We start from the raw sequence: 18,777 nt of genomic DNA, 5'->3' as shown, positions 1-18,777 counted from the left end.
TTCCTACTCCCTACTCCCTACTCCCTACTCCCCACTCCCTACTTTCAAGTCAAATTGTCGAGTGTCTGAGTAGGCTGGTTCTATTACCCTACCGCGTCTGAGTAAGCGATCGCCTTTGAGCAAAGCTGGTGTAATCGTGACATAATCTTTGGTATCGGGGTCGATGCTTGGCTCAAAGTCGAAGTTAGTGCGATCGCTATCAGGTGCTTGATAATTTTGAGCGCGAATCCCTTGAGATATTAAAATCTGTGGCAGCAGCCTCGTCAGTTCAACCACCATCTGCGGTTTATTCAAAGATGATGCACCCAGCAGCCTTTGCAGAAAATTCAATAGTTCCGGCAATTCTTCCATATTGCGCTCATCTTGGTATTTGTCGGATTCTGCAAATCTGGCAACTATTAAATCTATAGTATTGAGCGCATCGACTAGGTTATCTAAAATAACATTGCTATCAACTTTTAGGACAGGTTGAATTAATTCTCTTACCTCTTGTGGAGATGAATCATTTTCATCCAGTTGCAACACCACTTCTAATCCTAACAATACAAACGTAAGTAAAAGACCCATCCATGCAGCAGAGGTAGTTTCTGTTAGATAAAACAACCAACCTAAAATACCTACATAAAGTAGTATCTTTAAAAATTTTAATATCAACCTATTGGGATAAGACTTAAAGGATTTATGGTAAACATTTTGCTCTACTTTAAAAGGAATCTGAGCAATTTTAACTGCTGTGATATTCACAATTGATTGTCGCAGCACATCAAGGAAAAATGCAGCCAAACGTACTTGAGTTACATTTAGTTCTTTAATATAACTACTTTCTATGTTATCCAGACGCTTTTGAATTACTTTAACTACGTCTTCAACATTATCTAAATTATTAATATCTGTCTGAAGTTGGTTACGTTCTTCGCTAAAAATCGCAACTATTGTTTTCATTAGCTTGCTGAAACCTTACTATATCATTTTACACTGAGCTTCTGTTGATATTTATACAAATTAAGGATGAATCTTTAAAAGAGGTACAAGCTAGAAATTGTAATTCATCCGTATAAAAAACCATCACCCAAAAGATATTAAACTTGCACAATTACTGATGAGATTTGTTAAATACTAGTTTGTACTTAAAGCTACATCCTTAATGCTTAAGCCTCAACATAATTACTTTGCAATACTTAATATTAGAAAATCTAATAATTAGTAATCCAATTTAATGTGATGGTCAGCACATCTTTTTCTTGTACCTATAATGTAGACTCTACCTACTGAGTACGATTGCTACCCCAGATTAGCTATACGCAACCCAGCAATCATCTACAAGACAAGAAAAAGCATGAGTAAAAAACGCAAGTTTCGTTTAGGTGCATTTATTCAAGCCACTGGACATCATGTTTCTGCCTGGCGACACCCAGATTCACAAATAGACGCTGGGTTGAATTTTGAGCATTATAAGGAAATTACTCAGACAGCCGAGCGTGGGTTATTTGATGCTGTTTTCCTCGCCGATAGCCCAGGAGTTTGGGGCGGCGCTCCAGAAACTCAGAAACGCAATGGTAAGCTTGTGCATTTCGAGCCGGTTACACTGTTTTCTGCGTTATCTTCAGTAACCAAAAATATTGGTTTCATTGCAACGGCCTCGACTACTTACGAACAACCTTATACATTGGCTCGGAAGTTTGCTTCACTAGACTACTTGAGTAACGGCCGGGCAGGCTGGAATGTAGTTACTACAGGTAATGAGAACGCAGCCGCTAATTTCGGACTTGAGCATCACCCAGATCATAGCCTGCGTTATGAACGTGCTGAAGAGTTTGTAGAAGTAGTAAAAGGCTTGTGGGATAGCTGGGAAGATGATGCTTTAATTCGTGATAGAGAATCTGGTATCTATTTCGATCCTGACAAGCTACACGTACTCAATCACAAGGGCAAACATTTTTCTGTCAAAGGCCCTCTCAATGTTGGTCGTCCGCCTCAAGGTTATCCAGTGATTGTGCAAGCTGGAGCTTCCGAAGCCGGACGGGACTTGGCAGCACGAACTGCTGAGGTTATCTTCACAGCCAATCAAACCCTAACTGATGCACAAGAATTTTATGCTGATGTCAAAGGTAGATTGGCGAAGTATGGACGCTCTCCAGATGATTTGAAAATCATGCCTGGGGCTTTTCCTATCATCGGCCGCACCGAAGAAGAAGCACAGGAAAAATATGAGTTCCTCCAATCGTTAATTCATCCTGACGTAGCCTGGGGCATTTTAAAGAATTACTACAAAGGTGTGGATTTGTCGAAGTATTCCTTTGATGATTTAGCACCGGAATTACCCAACGACACAAATAACAACAAAAGTCGCCTAAAACTGGTCAAAGACTTGGCTATTCGTGGCACTCTGACGCTGCGTCAGTTGTATCTTGCTCTAGCTACCGCCAGAGGTCATCGCACTATCTTGGGTACTCCAGAAAGCATTGCTGACCAATTGGAGGAATGGTTCAACAATGATGCAGCAGATGGCTTCAATATCATGCCTCCCATCTTACCCACAGGATTGGATGAGTTCGTTAACCTAGTCGTTCCCGTCCTCCAGAAGCGTGGACTTTTCCGTACTGAATACGAAGGTAGTACCTTACGGGAAAACTTGGGGTTACGTCGTCCGCCTCATCGTTCTGCCGTTAAACGAGAGGAAGAACAATTAGTTTTGGTTTAGTCATCGGTCATTAGTCATTAGTCATTAGTCATTAGTCAACAGTCCATAATTGTTCTCTCTCATCTTCCTCAATACCCAGTCTCCAGTCCCATTACTTTTTTAAAGGACAAAAACATGACTGAATACAGCAGATTAAAAACTTCTCGTTCCGCCGCAATCAAAGCGACTCTGGATTATCCAGTTATTGATACAGACGTTCATACCAATGACTTCACCCCGGCTATTGAAGATTACATTGCTCAATACGGTGGTTCACAGCTTGTAGACGCATTACGTAAGGCAGAATCTTCTCGTCTCAACTCTAAGAGCAATGGTAAAGACTGGTATCAACAAACACCGGAAGAACGTCAATATAACCGCACAATTCGCTCTCCTTGGTGGGCAAGAGTAACCCGCAATACATTAGACTTGGCTACTTACACCTTGCCGGAACTGTTCTATGAGCGTCAAGCAGAACAGGGTTCAGACTATTCTGTACTATTTCCTAATAACGTCTTAGCACCAACTGGCGTAGGCTCAGAATACCGTCAGCCATTGCAACGGGCGGTAAATCACTATCATGCTGACTTGTATCGTAAATATAGCGATCGCCTGACGGTAGTAGCTGGTATTCAGATGAATACTCCCCAAGAGGCTATTGAGGAGTTAGAGTTTGCAGTAAAAACACTAGGTCTGAAAGTAGCGAATATTCCTGGTGGAGTGAAACGTCCAATTAAGGCGATCGCTGATAAATATCCAGCAGAGCAATTCCCAGAAATCGCCAAATATGCCTCTTATATAGACTTCTACGGCTTAGATAGCGAATACGATTACGATCCCTTCTGGGCTAAAGTCGTCGAATTAGGTGTACCCGTAACCACTCACTATGGTAGTCAAGGTTGGACTGGACGCTCCTCCATCACCAACTATATGAATAACCACATCGGACACTTTGCCGATGGTTCTCAAGCATTTGCTAAAGCCTTATTCTTTGGTGGTGTTACCAGACGCTTCCCAGGTTTGCGTGTAGCCATGCTCGAAGGTGGCTCAGATTGGGGCGCTCACGTCTATATCCACTTAGTAGACCGCTTCTCCAAACGCAGTTTAGAAGGGCTACAAAACTACAACCCAGACCTCACCAATGCTGATGAGTTGTTGGATTTGTTTGAGCGCTACGGTAGCGAATTTACGCAAGCACGTTCCCTCAGCAAAGAAGAACTAACTAAGACCGTACTGGGTTCTTCCTTCGCTCGTCACAGCCGCGCACCCATTGGTGAAGAACTAGAAGATTTTGGCGCAGCCGGAATTAAGACAATCGAAGATATACGCGATCGCTGGGTGAATAGCTTCTTCTTTGGTTCCGAGTCCGACGACCGCACCATAGCCGCAGCCTTCAACGACAAAGCCAATCCCTTGGGCGTGAAAATCAACGCTATTTACTCCTCCGATGTAGGTCACTGGGATGTTCCTGACCTCACCGCTCCCCTAGCAGAAAGCTGGGATTTGGTGAGAGAAGGCGTAATTACCGAAGACGACTTCAAGTCTTATGTATTCGCTAATCCCTACAAGTTCTACACCCAAGCTAATCCCGACTTCTTCAAGGGTACAGCTATTGAATCCAAGGTAAGTAATATCGAAGTGCCGCAATTGGTAACAGCGTAGAGAGAAAGAGAGTGGGGGGATATGGAGAAGAATTTCTACTTATCTTGTCTCCCTCATCTCTCTCATCCTTCCCCTTCGGAGATTGATATGACAACAACGACTGACCCCGATTTTGGCGCACGGGAGGCGTTGCGCCTACTTGGCACCTTTCCCGATAACTGGGTTCCTGATCGCCCTGGTGTTGACCATAATGTCACTATCGTAGGTGGAAGTGGAAGTGGTAGTGCTTTTGCATTTGCACTGCGGCGTGCGGGTATTGGCCATGTAACGGTAATCGATGCAGCCGAAGATGAAGCCCATGCAGGTGTGTGGCTCACACGCGCAAGGATGAATAAACTCCGCACGCCGAAGAACTTGCCAGGCCCAGAATTAGGCATCCAGGCTTTTTCATTTCAGGCTTGGTATGAGGCGCGGCATAGTGTTGAGGCTTACGCGGCAATTGACCGCATTCCGCGCGTGCTTTGGGCTGAATACCTCAGTTGGTATCGGCAATTCCTTGATATTCAAGTACGTTATCAAACTCGGTTGGTGAGAGTTGAGCCAGCAGCAGATTTCTTGCGTCTCCATTTGGAAGTGAACGGTGTGCCAACGGTGGAAACCACGCGCAAGATTATTTTCGCTAACGGTGTAGCTGGTACTGGTGGGGCATTTATACCGCCTGTATTGGCATCTCTACCACGTAGCTTATATGCCCATACATCTGACGAGATTGATTTCACTGCACTACGCGGTAAAACTGTAGCGGTACTGGGTGCGGCGGCTTCGGCTTTTGATGCGGCTGGGGTAGCTTTGGAATCGGGAGCGAAAGAGGTACACCTGTTTGCACGACGGTCAGAAATCGCATCGCTACCAATCAATCGTGTACGGGGTTACGCTGGTGTTTATGATAACTATCCCCAGCTACCCGATTCAGCGCGTTGGTTCCAAGCTTGGCGCTTTCGTCAGGTCGGCTCTACGCCTCCACCGGATGCTATTGACCGTGTAGTTGCCTTCCCCAACTTTCACCTACACCTATCCGCACCGTGGAGAGCAGCGCAAGAGCAGAACGATCGCATCGTTGCCCAGGTAAATGATGATACTTTTCAATTTGACTTTGCGATCGCAGGTACAGGCTACTTTGTTGACCCAACAAAGCGACCAGAACTAGCCGACTTTGCTCATCATATTGCCCTGTGGCGTGATCGCTACGAACCACCAGCCGACCAGCGTGACGATGAACTCAGTACTTACCCTTACCTTGGTAGCGCCCACGAATACCAAGAAAAGATTCCTGGTAGCGCACCTTTCCTAAAAGATATCCATGTCTTTAACCCTGCTGGTTTCGTCAGCTTTGGTCTACCCATCGGTGATATACCCAGCATCCGCCGTGACATACCCGCAATAGTAGGGCGCATCAGTCACGACTTATTCATCGCTGACTGGACGCTACACGAAGCTCGTATAACTAGCAATAACATTGCTCCAGACTTCGATGCTTCACGCTACGCAGATGCACTGTGGAAACAGCCAGCAACTTTAGCGGTTAGTTGAGGCAGTTGACAGTTCTTCTCCTCTACTCCCTCATCTCCCCCAATCCCTAACAGGAGTCAAAACTATGCCCGTCGAACAACGCCCCCAAGACAATAGCAATGGTTCCTTGCCTTATCTTTTTGCACCTGCTGATGATGTTAGTAAACCCGCGCCTTTGGTATTGTTTCTGCATGGAGCGCGCGATCGCGGTAATGATTTAAATATTCTACTGAAGTGGGGTTTACCTCGTTTCGTAGATTCTGCATCAGCATTACCTTACTTCTTTGCAGCACCTCAGCTACCAGAAGGACAAACTTGGGTAGACAGAGAAGCTGATGTTATTGCTTTACTAGATCATCTCATAGCTTCCCAAGCAATTGATCCATCTCGTATCATCTTGTCTGGTTTCAGCTTAGGTACGGCTGGGGCTTGGCATATCGCCGCTTCTCATCCTGGTCGCTTTGCTGGTTTGGTAGCTGTGTCAGGTCGCGCACCCAAGACATTAGAAGCCAACCAACTAGCAGCGCTTAAGGAAATTCCTATCCAGATTTTCCAAGGTGGTAAGGATGAAAAACTGGCGGTTGAGGATACACAGCAAATTGTTGATACCTTACGTGCATCTGGTGCAACGGTAGATTTTACTGTACTACCTGATGGCGACCACTTCATTGCTGATGAAGTGTATGGTAATTCCCAGTTACAACAATGGCTAGTTTCTCAGCAGCGTCGAGCTTCTGTAGCTGTGTAATGTGTTTATATTTGTGAGATGATGAGTAAAATCATCAAAGTCACACTCCATACTAGCTAAAACCGTACTTGCAGCTTAATTAATGCCAGACTCTCGCCAGGAAATCAGAATTTGCTTTATTGGTGAATCCTTTGTCAATGGCACGGGCGATCCTGAGTTTCTGGGTTGGACTGGTAGAGTCTGCCGCAATACTGAGTCCCAAAAGTATGCCATAACTCATTACAACTTAGGTGTACGGGCTGAAACGAGTCGGTATCTCAAAGAACGTTGGCGCTCAGAAGTCTCCTATCGTCTGCCTGTAGAGTATGATGGACGATTGGTATTTTCCTTTGGTGTCAACGATTCAGGATGGGCTGGTCAAAAGCAGGGAATTACACTAGCAGAGGCGATCGCTAATACTCGCAGTATCCTTAAAGAAGCAATTCAACTCTATCCTACTTTGATGGTCGGGCCGCCACCTTGCGGTGATGATGACCAAGAAACAAGAAATCAAATTATTGCCAAGTTCTCACAAGAGTTTGCTTCTGTTTGTCAAGAGATAGGTGTTCCTTATCTGGATGTGTTTTCTAGTTTAGTCAACTCGCCAGTCTGGTTAACAGAAGCAAAAGCCAATGATGGCGCTCATCCAAAAGCAAATGGTTATGCGGAATTTGCAGCGTTAGTACAAAATTGGGAAGGTTGGTTAAATTGGTTCCCAGTTGAGTAACTGGGTTAATCGCCCCATATTTAAAAATTGCATTTATCAAGCAATAATAATCATGACATTACCAACAACTAAACTGGGTCATACTGGATTGATCGTTTCTCGTCTGTGTCTGGGTACAATGACTTTCGGATTGCAGACAGACGAAGAAACTTCTAGAAGGATTCTCGATACAGCAGCCGATGCGGGAATTAACTTTTTAGATACAGCCGATGTCTATCCTTTGGGTGGTGGGTTGACTACGGCTGGTAGCACTGAGGAAATCATTGGACGTTGGCTCAAAGGCAAACGCGAACATTTTATATTGGCGACTAAGGCTGTGGGAAAAGTAGGGCCTGCACCTTGGGATCAGGGTGCTTCGCGTAAACATATATTAGATGCGATCGATGCTTCCCTCAGACGACTGGGAACTGATTATGTTGACTTGTACCAATTGCACTCTGATGATGCTTCCACACCTCTTGATGAGACTTTAGAAGCATTAGATGTAGTAGTACGTTCAGGTAAAGCCCGTTACATTGGGGTTTCCAACTTCTTAGCTTATCGACTCGCCCGTGCTTTGGGTCGTGCTGAAGCGCGGAATTTGACTCGGTTTATTTCCATTCAGCCGCGTTATAACCTGTTATTCCGCGAAATTGAGCGTGAATTATTACCTCTGGCGCAAGAAGAAGGATTAGGCGTAATTCCTTATAACCCTTTGGCGGGTGGTTTGCTGACTGGGAAACATAGTCAAGCACAAGGCCCAACTGAAGGTACTCGTTTTACTTTAGGTACAGCCGCAGAACGTTATCAAGAACGTTACTGGCACGATCGCCAATTCCAGACTGTGGAAGAATTACTTACAGTTGCAGATTTGGCTGGATTATCTCTGACTACTTTGGCGATCGCTTGGGTATTAGCTAATCCCATTATCACCGCTCCCATCATCGGTGCTAGTCGTCCAGAACAACTAGCCGATACCCTTAAGGCTTTAGAAGTCAAACTCGACGACAATTTGAAACAAAAATTAGACGATATCACCGCCGAATATCGTCGGGGAGATTCTTTGCGTTAGGTTTTGGGGCAAATAATAATTCGTAATTCGTAATTCGTAATTTGTAATTAAGAAATTTTGAGAATTGGAATTACAAATTATCAACTTTTACATCAGGAATATTTCACAGATCGATTAAATAAATATGATTAAACGCCGTCGTTTTCTCAATGTAGCTGCATCTAGTGTGGGTGGTTTTTCTCTGGCATACTTGTTAGGAAGTTGTAGTAACCAAGGGCAACAAAGTTCATCCACATTTGACCCTAATGCGATCAAAGTTAAAGTTCTCCGTATGGGATATCAGAGTGCGGGGGATCTTTTCCGTAATCGACAAGTTTTGGAAAAACGCTTAGAACCATTGGGAATTAAAGTAGAATGGGCGCAATTTGTCCAAGGGCCTCAACTGATGGAAGGGATGGCGGCTGGTAAAATTGACGTAGGATCGGTGGGAGAAACGCCGCCAATTTTTGCACAAGTTGCTGGCTCAAAACTTGTGTATGTCGTTGGTACGCAAAGAACAGCAACAACAGGGAGAAGCAGTGTAATTGCTGTACCACCAGAATCTTCTCTGACAAAGTTTGAGGAAATTAAGGGACAAGAAATTTATTTTCAAAAAGGTTCGGCATCACACTATTTTATTCTCAGGGCTTTGCAGTCAATCGGTTTGACTATCAAAGATATCAAAATCAGAAGTATGGCGACTGTTGAGGCGCGGGGTGCTTTTCTGGAAGGGAGGATTCCTGTGTGGATGACGAATGATCCTCATTATGCGATCGCTGAAAAATTAGGGCGTATTCGTGTCTTGAGAGATTCTGTAGGACTAGATTCTCCCGGCGGATATTACATTGCTGATAGGAAATTTGCCGAAGAAAATCCAGGGTTGCTCAAAATTATCATTGAAGAACTTCAGGCTCTAGATAAATGGGCAGATGTGCATCGAGATGAAGTGAAAAAGTTGATGATTTCCGAACAAAAACTTGCTCCAGATGTAGCCGACAGGGTAATGTCTCGTCGCACATTTGCTGGGCGTAGAGGTCTTAGTCCAGCATTAATTGCAGAACAACAAAGGGTAGCTGATTTATTCTTTGAATCTGGTGTAATACCCAAGAAAATTGATATTAAAGATTTCTTACTTCCACCTGATTTATATGCTGCAATCACACCTACAGAAATCATGGTTTAACTAATTCGTAATAACCTACGGACAGGCTTACGCCTAAGTAATGCGTAATTCTTTCAGTAAAAGAAAGATAGGAGCAATTTTGAACAAGTCGCGGCAATAATTTTTAACGCTATAGGGCGGCGAATTTAGCCGTCTATTTTTGTTTGACAGAACAGTAAAAAGTTACTACTAGAACAAACTATTTTCATGTTAAAAAAGGTCAGACTTTCTAAATCTTTTCAGCGTGCTGCTAGTGCGCCAAACTTGCCGAATACTCCCTTTAGGTTTGTTTGCTATTTTGTGAACCAGTTTCGCTGGTGGTATGTAGCAATGGTAATCCTGGAGATTTTACACGCTACCTGTGGCATTATGTTGCCTTACGCGATCGGCGAGATTATCCGTAGTGTGACGCGCTCAGGCGGCAACAGCAAGGCGATTTTTGATACCGTTAGTCAACCTTTGATGCTTTTCATCGCTTTAAGTGTAGGTGAAGTGGTATTCGGGCGCTCGGCTGGACTCTTACAAACTATCCTCCATCCCGTCCACCGTCAACATATCGTCCGTTCTTTGTATGCTTACTTACAACATCATTCCCATCGTTACTTAAGTAGTAGTTTTGCAGGGGCTTTAGCACATCGCATTGGTGAAACCTCTCTTGGTGTTACACAGACGATGCAAATGTTGATTACGGAGTTTATGTCTGTAATTATTGTATATATCGTAGCCGCAATTATACTGTATCGTGCCTATCCTCCGCTCGCTGCATTTGTGGGTATATGGGCAGTTCTGTTTATCAGTATTTCGTTTTGGTTGGCTACTCGTTGCCGAGTATACTCCCGCAGAGCCGCAGCCGCCAGAAGTCATACGACGGGGATCATCGTAGATGCGGTAACAAATCTGAGCAGTAGCCGCCTGTTTGCTCGTTTGGGTTTTGAACGGCGTTATCTGAATGAACAGTTAAGGGACGAACTCAAGGAGGTGAGAAAGGCTAACTGGTACTCAGAACGTATTCGCTGGTTTCAGTTCATCTCCGCAGCTATTTTAAAAATCGGCACTCTGTATTACTCACTCTCTCTGTGGAGTCAAGGGTTAATTGCTACTGCTGACTTTGTGGTGGCGACTAGCCTATCACTGTTAATCATCAGTGAGGCGCGTAACTTGAGCCGCCGCTTTCTGGAATTTTTTGAACATATCGGCAATATTGCCAATGGTGTGTCCGTCATTGTTCAACCCCATGAGTTGATCGACCGGGAAGGAGCGATCGCTCATCCCATCACTCAAGGTAAAATTGAGTTTCGCCAAGTTAATTTCAACTATTCGGCGGAAAAGAAAGTATTTGAAAATCTCTCCATCACCATCAAACCAGGAGAACGTGTGGGGCTGGTGGGTTTCTCTGGTTCTGGAAAATCTACCTTTGTCAATTTAATTTTACGGATATTCGACCCCCAATCAGGGCAAATTCTCATTGATGGGGTTGATATTTGTGATATGACTCAGGATGCTTTACACGCCCAGATTAGCTTGATTCCTCAAGACCCGTCTTTATTCCATCGCACATTAATGGAAAATATTCGTTATGGGCGCATAGATGCAAGCGATGAGGAAGTTATTAAAGCAGCACGTAAAGCACATGCTCACGATTTTATCGCTCAGATGAAGGAGGGCTATAACTCCTTGGTGGGTGAACGTGGTGTCAAACTGTCTGGAGGACAGAGACAACGAATTGCGATCGCACGAGTAATTCTCAAAGATGCGCCAGTCCTAATTTTGGATGAAGCCACTTCCAGCCTTGATTCCATTACAGAAAAAGCAATTCAAGACACTCTAGATTTAGTCATGGATGGGAAAACCGTGATTGTAGTTGCTCACAGATTATCAACAATTGCCCATCTAGACCGGATTTTGGTATTTGATCAAGGCCGCATCGTCGAAGATGGTAGCCATGACCAACTCTTAGCACGGGGTGGTGCTTACTATAGATTATGGAAAATGCAGGCTGGGGGATTTTTGCCTGTGGCGGCGGGGAGTGGGGAGTAGGGGAGAACAACTGTCAACTGTCAACTGTCAACTGTCAACTGTCTAATTACCGATACAACCAAACCCGCAACAGAGACAACAACTGTTCTGTATCCACTGGTTTGGCGATGTAGTCGGATGCGCCGGCGGCTATGCACTGGTCGCGATCGCCTTGCATGGCTTTAGCAGTGAGGGCAATAATTGGTAAATCCCTAAATTGCTCTCTTTGGCGAATTAGTTGAGTGGTTTCGTAGCCATCCATTTCTGGCATCATTATATCCATTAAGACCACATCAATATCTGGTGTGGTTTCTAACAGGTTGATCCCTTCTCTACCGTTTTCGGCGTAGAGTACCACCATTTGATGGCGTTCTAGCATACTGGTGAGAGCGAAGATGTTACGCACATCATCGTCTACAATTAGCACTTTTTTCCCTGCTAGGGAGTAATCATGGGAATGCAGTTGTTCGAGGATTTGACGTTTGGGTGCGGGTAAGTTTGCTTGGACACGGTGGAGGAAGAGTGCGGTTTCATCGAGGAGACGTTCGGGCGATCGCACATCTTTAACGATAATTGTCTCAGCCATGCGTCGCAGTTCTGTTTCTTGATTTTTGCTGATTTCTCTACCTGTATAAACGATGATGGGTAAGGTTATGCCGTTGGGTTCTAGCTTAATCTGTTCGATGAGTTCAAAGCCTGTCATATCAGGTAGACCCAAATCCAAGACTAAGCAATCGAACTGCTGAGTGCGAATGGCTTCGAGGGCGGCTGCACCTGTACCTACGGCAACGGTGGCGACATCGCTATTACCGATCAGGTCGACAATACTTTGACGTTGTAGATCGTTATCTTCAACTACTAGGAGACTTTTTACCCGCCGTTCCACGAAACCTCTAATTTTGTCTAGGGCTTCGGATATGGCTTCGCTGGTGACTGGTTTTTGTAAGTAGGCGATCGCACCTAATTGTAAACCCCTTTGCCGTCCTTCCTCGACGGTCATGATATGTACTGGTATATGGCGGGTAGTGGGGTCGTGTTTCAAGCGGTCTAGCACTGTCCATCCATCCATTTCCGGGAGACGAATATCTAGTAATATCGCCATTGGCAGAAATTCCTTAGCTAGTTGCAGACCAGATGTGCCAGTTTGGGCGGTAATTACTTGGAATCCATTTTGACGTGCCATATCTACCAAAATTCGGGCGAAATTAACGTCATCCTCGATAATTAGCAGAATATTATTATCTAATGAGGTAGTGGTGATACTGGCGCGATCGTCAATTACGAGTGGCGACTGGGTAGTTGGAAGTGGGGAGTAGGGAGTGGGGGATGGTGGCGCTACCTCAGCATTTTGTAAGGGAAGGAAGAAGGTAAATATGCTACCTTCACCTGGGGTACTAGTTAGTTTAATTTCACCACCCAATAGGTGAGCAATTTCTCTACTAATAGATAAGCCTAATCCTGTACCGCCGTATTTGCGGCTGGTTGTACCGTCGGCTTGCTGGAAGGCTTCAAAGATGATTTTTTGTTTGTCGGGGGCAATACCAATCCCAGTATCACGCACAGCAAAGGCAATGACAGTTTGGGCGCGGTTTAAGCTTTGTTGGGTGAGACTCCATCCTTGTTTAGCGACTTCTACCCGTAGGCAGACTTCCCCGCTATCTGTAAATTTAAAGGCGTTGGAGAGAAGATTTTTGAGGACTTGTTGTAAGCGCTTCACATCGGTGTTGATGTTTTTAGGTAACTCTGGCGCTAATTCAACTGTGAAAGCTAGTCCTTTATTGTGAGCGATTTGCCCAAAACTCCGCTCAATCTGTTCAGCAAATTCTGTTAACAGCATCGGGGTTGTATGTATTGACATAGTTCCCGATTCGATTTTGGCTAAATCCAAAATATCGTTAATTAATGCCAGTAGTTCATTCCCCGCCGAGTAAATTGTTTGGCTATATTCGACTTGTTTGGCGGTGAGATTACCATCAAAGTTATCTGTTAATAATTTTGCCAAAATCAACAAGCTATTTAGGGGTGTCCGCAGTTCATGGGACATATTCGCCAAGAACTCGGATTTGTATTTAGATGAAAGGGCTAATTGTTCGGCTTTCTCTTCTAAGGAACGTCTAGCTTGTTCGATTTCTCGATTCTTCCGTTCAACTTCTTTTTTCTGTAAGGCTAACAGTTCTGCTTTTTCTTCTAGTTCGGCGTTGGTTTGTTGTAACTCGTCTTGTTGTCCCCGGAGTAAATCTTCTGAGGCTTTGAGGGATTGGGCTTGTTGTTCTAGGCGCTTGTTCGTTTCCCGCAGTTCGTTTTGTTGGGTTTGTAGTTCCTCAGCTAAGGATTGGGATTGTTTGAGGAGTTCTTCGGTACGCATCGAGGCGGCGATGGTGTTGAGAACGATCGCAATACTTTCGGTGAGTTGATCGAAGAATGTCAGGTGAATTTCACTAAAGCGACGGAAGGATGCGAGTTCAATGACGGCTGTTACTTGTCCTTCAAATAGAACTGGTAGCACGACTGCATTGAGGGGATTAGCTTCGCCTAAACCGGAGCTAATTTTTACATAATCGTTGGGTACTTCTGTTAATAAAATCCGCTCTTTTTCTAAAGCACATTGTCCTACCAAACCCTCACCCAATTGGAAGCGGTTGGCTAGATGTTTGCGTTCGCGGTAGGCGTAGGTGCTGAGGAGTTTCAGGTATGCTTGATGTTCTGCACTTTCCATTAAGTAGAATACGCCATGTTGTGCGCCTACCAATGGTGCAAGTTCGGAAAGGATGAGTTTGGAGACAGTTTCTAAGTCGCGCTGACCTTGCAGCATCCGGGTGAACTTGGCGAGGTTGGTCTTTAACCAGTCTTGTTCGGTGTTCTTCTGGGTAGTCTCCCGCAGGTTAGCAATCATCTGGTTGATGTTGTCTTTGAGGATGGCTACCTCACCTTCGGCGGCTACGGCGATAGAACGGGTTAAATCGCCCTTGGTTACTGCTGTGGCTACTTCGGCGATCGCCCGTAACTGTGTAGTTAATGTTGCCGCTAGTTCGTTTACGTTGTCGGTGAGGTCTTTCCACGTACCCGCCGCCCCTGGAACTTTAGCTTGACCGCCCAACTTCCCTTCGATACCCACTTCCCGCGCCACTGTCGTTACTTGATTGGCAAAGGTGGCTAGGGTATCAATCATTTCGTTGATGGTTTCCGCCAAGGTTTCGATTTCTCCCTTAGCATCTAACATCAGTTTGCGTTTCAAGTCGCCATTCGCTACCGCCGTCACGACTCTGGCGATACCCCGCACTTGGGCTGTCAAGTTCCCCGCCATCGAGTTCACGTTGTCGGTTAAATCTTTCCACGTACCCGCCACACCTTGCACCACGGCTTGACCGCCCAATTTCCCTTCGGTTCCCACCTCCCGCGCTACCCGCGTTACTTCCGAGGCGAAGGAACTGAGTTGATCCACCATTGTATTAATCGTGTTCTTCAAGTCGAGAATTTCACCTTTCACATCCACGGTAATTTTCTTCGACAAGTCGCCATTCGCCACCGCCTTCGTCACTTCGGCGATGTTCCGCACCTGGGCTGTGAGGTTCCCCGCCATTGAGTTCACATTGTCGGTTAAGTCTTTCCACGTACCCGCCACGCCCCGGACATAGGCTTGTACACCCAACTTACCCTCGGTTCCCACCTCCCGTGCTACTCTAGTTACTTCTGATGCAAAGGAGTTGAGTTGATCCACCATTGTATTTATCGTGTTTTTCAACTCCAAAATTTCGCCCTTCACATCCACAGTAATCTTCTTCGACAAGTCACCATTCGCTACAGCCGTCGTCACTTCGGCGATGTTCCGCACCTGGGCTGTCAAACTTCCCGCCATAAAGTTCACAGAGTCGGTTAAGTCCTTCCACGTACCCGCTACACCTTTTACTTCTGCTTGTACGCCTAACTTCCCTTCGGTTCCCACCTCCCGCGCTACCCGCGTTACTTCCGATGCGAAGGAGTTGAGTTGATCCACCATTGTATTGACGGTGTTTTTCAACTCTAAAATTTCCCCTTTAACATCCACAGAAATCTTCTTCGACAAGTCGCCATTCGCTACAGCCGTCGTCACCGCCGCAATGTTTCGCACCTGGGCTGTCAAACTCCCCGCCATGAAGTTCACGCTGTCGGTGAGGTCTTTCCACGTACCCGCGACACCTTTGACATCGGCTTGTACGCCTAACTTCCCTTCGCTACCTACTTCCCGCGCTACCCTGGTTACTTCTGAGGCGAAGGAGTTGAGTTGATCCACCATGATATTGATAGTGTTTTTCAACTCTAAAATTTCGCCTTTGACCTGTACTGTAATTTTCTTCGATAAGTCACCATTAGCGATCGCCGTTGCAACTTCGGCAATGTTTCTTACCTGGTCTGTCAGGTTCCCCGCCATCATATTTACCGCGCCGGTTAAGTCTTTCCACGTACCTGCCACGCCTCGCACTTCTGCTTGTACGCCTAACTTCCCTTCGGTTCCCACCTCTCGCGCTACTCTAGTTACTTCTGATGCAAAGGAACTGAGTTGATCCACCATTGTATTAATCGTGTTTTTCAACTCTAAGATTTCACCCTTCACATCCACGGTGATTTTCTTCGATAAGTCACCAGTCGCTACAGCCGTTGTCACTTCGGCAATATTTCTTACCTGGGCTGTCAAACTCCCCGCCATGAAGTTCACAGAGTCGGTCAAGTCCTTCCACGTACCCGCCACACCGCGCACATCGGCTTGTACACCTAATTTCCCTTCGCTTCCTACCTCTCGCGCTACCCTGGTTACTTCCGATGCAAAAGAGTTGAGTTGATCTACCATTGTATTAATCGTGTTTTTCAACTCTAAGATTTCACCCTTCACATCCACGGTGATTTTCTTTGATAAGTCACCAGTCGCTACAGCTGTCGTTACTTCCGCAATATTTCTTACCTGGGCTGTCAAACTCCCCGCCATGAAGTTCACAGAGTCGGTTAAGTCCTTCCACGTACCCGCCACACCGCGCACATCGGCTTGTACACCTAATTTTCCTTCGCTTCCTACTTCCCGCGCTACCCTGGTTACTTCTGATGCAAAGGAACTGAGTTGATCAACCATGATGTTGATTGTGTTCTTCAACTCGAAGATTTCGCCCTTCACATCTACAGTAATTTTCTTCGATAAGTCACCATTGGCGATCGCCGTTGCAACTTCGGCAATATTTCTTACCTGTCCTGTCAGGTTCCCCGCCATCAGATTCACGTTATCCGTCAAATCCTTCCACGTACCCGCCACGCCTCGCACTTCTGCTTGTACGCCTAATTTTCCTTCGGTTCCCACTTCCCGCGCTACTCTAGTTACCTCCGATGCAAAGGAGTTGAGTTGATCCACCATTGTATTAATCGTGTTCTTCAACTCCAAAATTTCACCCTTCACATCTACGGTGATTTTCTTCGACAAGTCACCATTGGCTACCGCCGTCGTCACTTCGGCAATATTTCTTACCTGGGCTGTCAAACTTCCCGCCATGAAATTCACAGAGTCGGTCAAATCTTTCCACGTACCCGCTACGCCTCGGACTTCTGCTTGACCGCCTAATTTTCCTTCTGCGCCTACTTCCCGCGCTACCCTTGTTACTTCTGATGCAAAGGAGTTAAGTTGATCCACCATGATGTTAACGGTGTTTTTCAACTCCAAAATTTCACCCTTCACATCCACAGTAATTTTCTTCGACAAGTCGCCATTGGCTACCGCCGTCGTCACTTCGGCAATATTTCTTACCTGGGCTGTCAGGTTCCCCGCCATCAGGTTGACATTATCTGTCAAATCTTTCCACGTACCCGCTACGCCTCGGACTTCTGCTTGTACGCCTAACTTCCCTTCGGTTCCTACTTCCCGCGCTACCCTGGTTACTTCTGATGCAAAGGAGTTAAGTTGATCCACCATTGTATTGACGGTGTTTTTCAACTCCAGAATTTCGCCTTTCACATCCACAGTAATTTTCTTGGATAAGTCACCGTTGGCGATCGCGGTTGCAACTTCGGCAATATTTCTTACCTGTCCTGTCAGGTTCCCCGCCATCAAGTTAACGTTATCTGTCAAATCTTTCCACGTACCCGCCACGCCTTGGACTTGGGCTTGTACGCCTAACTTACCCTCAGTCCCTACTTCCCTGGCTACCCGCGTTACCTCACCCGCAAAGGAACTCAGCCGCGTCACCATCGTATTAACGATATTAGCTGTTTGACGAAACTCACCCTTGAGGGGTCTACCATCAATTTCTGTGGCGATGGTTTGCGATAAATCCCCATTAGCTACAGCCCGAATTACCCGCGTAGTTTCCGCCGTCGGTTGAACTAAATCTGTAATTAGGGTATTGACAGAATTGACACATTCTGTCCAAGAACCACGCACATTTCCTAAAGAAGCGCGTTCAGTAATTTTCCCTTCCTTGCCGACAACATTACTAATGCGCTTAAGCTCGGCTGCCATGCGCTCATTCTGGTCGATAATATCATTGAGTGTATCTGCAATTTTACCCGCTAGACCTGTTTGATCAAGAGGCATCCGCGCAGAAAAATCACCCTTTTTCACAGCCGTTAATGTTTTTAATAGCTGTTTTAAATCGAGTTCATCGGTTTCTCTGGTTAATTGTTCGGTTGCCATAGTCTAGCCCTTCAATAATTACGCGGTCTTTTTACTCTTGTGAATAGTTGAGAGTAATGTGAAATGAAAATCTTGTGCGACTTAATTCTAAGAATTAATTAATTCTCTGAGTATTACAGATGAAAAAATAGTATGCCTAATAATTGGAAAAATACTACTTAGCAAATCATAACTGCTATTTAGTTAGTCAGGTAGTTGTCAGAAAATTTTTTTGATATTTACAAAAAATAGTTTTATTACCTATAACTAATGGCATATATCTAAAGATATAGGACTAATTAATTTTTAGTTGGTAAGGCCTATACTTGCATTTATGGATAGTTCACTGAGCTTTTTGGTTTAATTGCTTTTACCAACTCAGCATCATTAGGATTTACTTTTGCCCAATTATCCCTGTCAAAACGTGCTTTTATCAGATGTGATTTAATATTGTTGGGTGTTAGATAAACTCCTACATCTTGGGCAACTGTATCTTCTTTGTAAGACGTACCAGTTTCCTTTTTATAAGATGAACTTTTAATGTAGTTCTGCTTTAGCAATCAATTCGCCTATTAGATGGTTAAAGATAATGTGATACTACCATTACAGGGAAATTAACAAAATCCTAGTGGACTT

11 protein-coding genes are annotated in these 18,777 nt (G+C 45.1%); 8 read left to right on the top strand and 3 right to left on the bottom strand.

Translation table 11 applies throughout. The annotated features are described in order from the left end of the window. Positions 1 to 24: 24 nt before the first annotated feature. Positions 25 to 942, bottom strand: a complete 918-nt coding sequence (locus NSMS1_RS15395) for a hypothetical protein (protein WP_224095033.1) — start codon at positions 940 to 942, stop codon at positions 25 to 27. Positions 943 to 1,336: 394 nt separating this feature from the next. Between NSMS1_RS15395 and NSMS1_RS15390 the strand changes: the two genes are divergently transcribed. The 8 genes from NSMS1_RS15390 to NSMS1_RS15355 all read left to right on the top strand — a co-directional run bounded on the left by NSMS1_RS15390 (position 1,337) and on the right by NSMS1_RS15355 (position 11,534). Next, entirely contained in the window at positions 1,337 to 2,701 is a 1,365-nt protein-coding gene (locus tag NSMS1_RS15390; protein ID WP_224095031.1) for an LLM class flavin-dependent oxidoreductase, read from the top strand. Positions 2,702 to 2,815: 114 nt separating this feature from the next. Next, positions 2,816 to 4,342 carry an amidohydrolase family protein gene (locus NSMS1_RS15385; RefSeq protein WP_224095029.1) on the top strand — a complete coding sequence of 509 codons (1,527 nt, stop codon included), beginning with the start codon at positions 2,816 to 2,818 and terminating at the stop codon, positions 4,340 to 4,342. A gap of 87 nt (positions 4,343 to 4,429) precedes the next feature. Beyond that, the gene (locus NSMS1_RS15380; protein WP_224095028.1) at positions 4,430 to 5,872 is read left to right on the top strand and encodes an FAD-dependent oxidoreductase; all 1,443 of its coding nucleotides are present in this window, start codon (positions 4,430 to 4,432) and stop codon (positions 5,870 to 5,872) included. Between the two features lie 64 nt (positions 5,873 to 5,936). Continuing rightward, positions 5,937 to 6,599 carry a dienelactone hydrolase family protein gene (locus tag NSMS1_RS15375; protein ID WP_224095025.1) on the top strand — a complete coding sequence of 221 codons (663 nt, stop codon included), beginning with the start codon at positions 5,937 to 5,939 and terminating at the stop codon, positions 6,597 to 6,599. Positions 6,600 to 6,681: 82 nt separating this feature from the next. Beyond that, positions 6,682 to 7,305, top strand: a complete 624-nt coding sequence (locus tag NSMS1_RS15370; protein WP_224095017.1) for a GDSL-type esterase/lipase family protein — start codon at positions 6,682 to 6,684, stop codon at positions 7,303 to 7,305. A 52-nt stretch (positions 7,306 to 7,357) separates the two neighbouring features. Next, positions 7,358 to 8,356 carry an aldo/keto reductase gene (locus NSMS1_RS15365; RefSeq protein WP_224095015.1) on the top strand — a complete coding sequence of 333 codons (999 nt, stop codon included), beginning with the start codon at positions 7,358 to 7,360 and terminating at the stop codon, positions 8,354 to 8,356. A 124-nt stretch (positions 8,357 to 8,480) separates the two neighbouring features. Beyond that, on the top strand, positions 8,481 to 9,518 hold the full coding sequence (locus NSMS1_RS15360) for an aliphatic sulfonate ABC transporter substrate-binding protein (RefSeq protein WP_224095013.1): 1,038 nt from the start codon (positions 8,481 to 8,483) through the stop codon (positions 9,516 to 9,518). A 186-nt stretch (positions 9,519 to 9,704) separates the two neighbouring features. After that, complete coding sequence (locus NSMS1_RS15355) at positions 9,705 to 11,534, top strand: ABC transporter ATP-binding protein (RefSeq protein ID WP_224095011.1); 1,830 nt, start codon at positions 9,705 to 9,707, stop codon at positions 11,532 to 11,534. 46 nt (positions 11,535 to 11,580) lie between these two features. Here the strand turns inward: NSMS1_RS15355 and NSMS1_RS15350 are convergent, their stop codons facing one another. Together NSMS1_RS15350 and NSMS1_RS15345 are read right to left on the bottom strand one after the other, a co-directional pair. Then, entirely contained in the window at positions 11,581 to 18,162 is a 6,582-nt protein-coding gene (locus tag NSMS1_RS15350) for a HAMP domain-containing protein (RefSeq protein WP_224095009.1), read from the bottom strand. Positions 18,163 to 18,473: 311 nt separating this feature from the next. After that, positions 18,474 to 18,701 (bottom strand): hypothetical protein, encoded by a 228-nt coding sequence (locus NSMS1_RS15345; RefSeq protein ID WP_224095000.1) that lies wholly within the window; start codon positions 18,699 to 18,701, stop codon positions 18,474 to 18,476. Positions 18,702 to 18,777 lie beyond the last annotated feature (76 nt).

The sequence above is a fragment of the Nostoc sp. MS1 genome (assembly GCF_019976755.1).
Taxonomy (GTDB): domain Bacteria; phylum Cyanobacteriota; class Cyanobacteriia; order Cyanobacteriales; family Nostocaceae; genus Trichormus.
This window is presented reverse-complemented; position numbering and strand designations above follow the sequence as displayed.